Origin of the sequence: Paracoccus sp. (in: a-proteobacteria) (assembly GCF_030538695.1) — a bacterium.
Lineage (GTDB): Bacteria > Pseudomonadota > Alphaproteobacteria > Rhodobacterales > Rhodobacteraceae > Paracoccus.
Map to the genome: position 1 here is coordinate 1 of NZ_JAUNTN010000055.1, position 3,532 is coordinate 3,532.

The 3,532-nt window shown below is 61.1% G+C and carries 3 protein-coding genes and 1 pseudogene; 3 read left to right on the forward strand and 1 reads right to left on the reverse strand.

The window, feature by feature from the left end; all coding sequences use genetic code 11:
• Window positions 1–1,217, forward strand: a 1,217-nt coding sequence (locus Q4G24_RS16500) for a site-specific DNA-methyltransferase (protein ID WP_303367625.1), incomplete at its 5' end; no start/stop codon positions are given.
• A 14-nt stretch (window positions 1,218–1,231) separates the two neighbouring features.
• Here the strand turns inward: Q4G24_RS16500 and Q4G24_RS16505 are convergent.
• On the reverse strand, window positions 1,232–1,843 hold the full coding sequence (locus Q4G24_RS16505) for a hypothetical protein (protein ID WP_303367626.1): 612 nt from the start codon (window positions 1,841–1,843) through the stop codon (window positions 1,232–1,234).
• Window positions 1,844–2,091: 248 nt separating this feature from the next.
• Between Q4G24_RS16505 and Q4G24_RS16510 the strand changes: the two genes are divergently transcribed.
• Together Q4G24_RS16510 and Q4G24_RS16515 are read left to right on the forward strand one after the other, a co-directional pair.
• Window positions 2,092–2,691 carry an elements of external origin gene (locus Q4G24_RS16510; RefSeq protein WP_303367627.1) on the forward strand — a complete coding sequence of 200 codons (600 nt, stop codon included), beginning with the start codon at window positions 2,092–2,094 and terminating at the stop codon, window positions 2,689–2,691.
• Window positions 2,678–3,532, forward strand: a pseudogene (locus Q4G24_RS16515) (phage terminase large subunit family protein); the annotation flags it as partial. The gene Q4G24_RS16510 and the pseudogene Q4G24_RS16515, both read left to right, overlap by 14 nt.

The window sequence follows — 3,532 nt, forward strand, 5'->3', positions numbered from 1 at the left end:
CCCATTCCGAGACCCAGATCGCCCAGATCGCCGCCTCGATCCGCGCGTTCGGCTTGACCAATCCGATCCTGATCGGGGCCGATGATGTCATCATCGCGGGCCATGGCCGGCTGATGGCGGCGCAGCAGCTGGAACTGGCCGAGGTGCCTGTGATCGTGCTGGAGCATCTGACCGAGGCGCAGCGCCGGGCGCTGGTGATTGCCGATAACAAATTGGCCGAGAATGCGGGCTGGGACGAGGAACTGCTGCGTCTGGAATTGTCGGCCCTGCAAGAGGATTTCGACTTCGATCTCGATGTCATCGGTTTTTCCGATGCGGAACTGGAGGCGCTGCTGGTTCCGCAACCTCTCGACCTGAACACCGATGGCGAAGACGACATCCCCGAGCCGCCTTCCGATCCGGTCACCCGCCCCGGCGATCTGTGGCTCATGGGCAACCACCGGCTGATCTGCGGCGACAGCACTGTCGCCACCGATGTCGAGCGCGTCCTCGGCGGCATCCGCCCGCTCTTGATGGTCACCGACCCGCCTTACGGTGTCGCCTACGATCCCGCCTGGCGGAACAAGGCCGGTGCTTCATCCACCCGCCGCACCGGCAAGGTGCTCAACGACGACCGCGCCGACTGGCGCGAGGCATGGGCGCTGTTTCCGGGCGATATCGCCTATGTCTGGCATGGCGCGCTCCATGCCGCGACCGTGGCCGAGAGCCTTGAGGTCAACGGCTTTGCCATCCGCTCGCAGATCGTCTGGGCCAAGGACCGGCTGATCCTCAGCCGCGGAGATTATCACTGGCAGCACGAACCCTGCTGGTATGCAGTCAAAAAGACCGGCAAGGGTCATTGGGCCGGTGACCGCAAACAGACGACCCTCTGGCGCATCGCGAACAAGGATCAGGACGCGGAAACCGTCCACGGCACGCAGAAGCCGGTCGAATGCATGCGCCGCCCGATGCTGAACAATTCCAGCCCCGGACAGGCGGTCTATGAGCCCTTCATGGGCTCGGGCACCACGCTGATTGCGGCGGAAAGCTGCGGAAGGATCTGCCTCGGGGTCGAGCTGAACCCGGCCTATGTCGATGTCGCCGTGGACCGCTGGCAGCGGTTCAGCGGCGAGGCGATCATATTGAATCACGACGGACATGGGTTCAATTGGCTGAGATCGCGTAAGAACGTCTTGACGCCACTTCATTTAGTAACCGCTGCATTCTGTCCTGAATAAAATGTGGCACCAGATTATTTGAGGATCAGTGCGCCCAAGCCTGAGAAAGTAGTAGCTGCACTCCAGCCATTCCGTAGAAAGAAATCGACCAATCTGTTCAATCGAAAGCTCGTTCTGAATTGACCGAGGTCAGGGGTGGTCATTCCTTGAGAGCCTTTGCAACCCTCAATTATGTTCATGAGTTGCGCCTCAGCTTTTTTTGCTGAGAAGTCAGAAAGGTTTATTACATCGCCATTTTTCCGCATCGGCAATCCGTTATCCACCTCTATCGCGACTGCTACAACAGAGCTTCCCAGATGAAACCCGGATATTTTCTCCTTTAGATAGCTTTGGGCGTTAAGAAGCGCTTTCGGGTGATAGTGTCCGAATAGCTCGGCGGCTTTCAGGCTCATTGCTTTGCCAAGACTTTTTCGTTTGTCGATTCCGCAGAATGAGAAGCCTGGAACGTAAATATCGAGATCCTCGCCAGAGCTATAATGATAGTTTATTTGGTTTGAGGCAACTCGCAATGGCAGGCTAGATCTATCTTTTCGGTACCTGCAAAAAATAATGATGGCGAGATGGTTCTTGTTGGGTCGGCCCGCAATTTCTTTTTCGATATCTTCAATGGTCGATGCGTCTATCATGGCTAAAGTCATCTCTTATTGGTTTGCTGGACGGGAAATTGCACTAGCTCCACCCATTGTGCAAGGCGTTAAGTATCTGCATGCTCACCGCTACGCTTTTTGAAGTCACCTGCCCGCTTTGCTGGCGACAACAAATTTTAGCCCCGCCGAATACTGTAGCGCGCGATTGCGAAGAGAGCTCCCTTCGAAAACAGACTAAATTTCTGCAAACGCAACACTACGATGATCATTACCATAGGAAAGAACCCATGGGTATCTCGCGCCGCCAATATGCAACCCATCGCGGCGTCAGCGAGGCGGCGGTGCGCAAGGCCATCGCCAGTGGCCGCATCACCCCCGAGCCCGATGGCAGCATTGATCCCGCCCGCGCCGATGCCGAATGGGCGCGCCAGACCGATCCGGCCAAGCAGCGCGGGGTTCATGCGCAGGCATTGGGCGCGCGCAGTGCTGCGAGTGCCCGTGTCGCCGCCACCAAACCCGTGCCGAAAGCGGCGCTGGAGGCTGTCACCGACACCTTGCGTGATGCTGGTGCCGACACCGCCCCCGACGCGGGCGGCGAGGTGTCGTTTCTGCGGGCGCGGATGGCCAATGAGGTGCTCAAGGCGCAGACCGCCAAGGTTCGCCTGCAAAAGATGAAGGCGGAGCTGGTCGACCGGGCGCGGGCCACGACCATGGTCTTCGATCTGGCACGGCGCGAACGCGATGCCTGGCTGAACTGGCCGCCGCGGGTGGCCGCGAACATGGCCGCCGAACTCGGCACCGATCCGCATGCCATGGAGCAGATGCTGGACAGATATCTGCGCGCGCATCTGGCGGAACTGGCCGAGGTCCGGCTTGAGCTTCGATAGCTTCGACGCTGCCGGGTTCGACGGTGCCGAGGACATCCGCCGGGCCTGGCTCGACGGGCTGGCCCCGGACCCGGCGCTGACGGTCAGCGAGTGGTCCGACCGCCACCGCATCCTGTCCTCGCGCGCGGCCAGCGAGGCAGGCCCCTATCGCACCAATCGCACCCCCTATATGCGCGAGATCATGGATGCGCTGTCCCCGGCCCATCCTGCGGCGCGGGTGATCTTGATGAAGGCCGCGCAGGTCGGCGCGACCGAGGCCGGGAACAACTGGATCGGCTTTTGTATCCACCGCGCGCCGGGGCCGTTTCTGGCCGTGCAGCCGACCGTCGATCTGGCCAAGCGCCTGTCGTAGCAGCGCATCGACCCGCTGATCGAGGAAAGCCCCGAGCTGCGCGCGCTGGTTCTGCCGTCGCGGACCAGGGACAGCGGCAACACCATTCTGGGCAAACGCTTTCCGGGCGGGCAGCTGATCCTGACCGGCGCGAACAGCGCGGTGGGGCTGCGCTCCATGCCCGCGCGTTGGGTGTTTCTCGATGAGGGTGAGCGGTCATGCGCCATTGGTCCGAGCATGACCGCGAACGCTTATCCCGGCGATATTGACGGCGAGGGCGACCCGATCGCACTGGCCGAGGCCCGCACGATCAGCTTTGGCCATCGCTCCAAACTGTTTCTGGCCTCGACGCCCACGATCAGAGGGCTGTCGCGGGTCGAGCGGGAATATGATCTGTCGGATCAACGCCGCTATCATGTGCCCTGCCCGCATTGCGGGGCGCTGCAATGGCTGACGTTCGAACGCCTGCGCTGGCAGGCCGGGCACCCGGAAACCGCCGCCTATCAATGC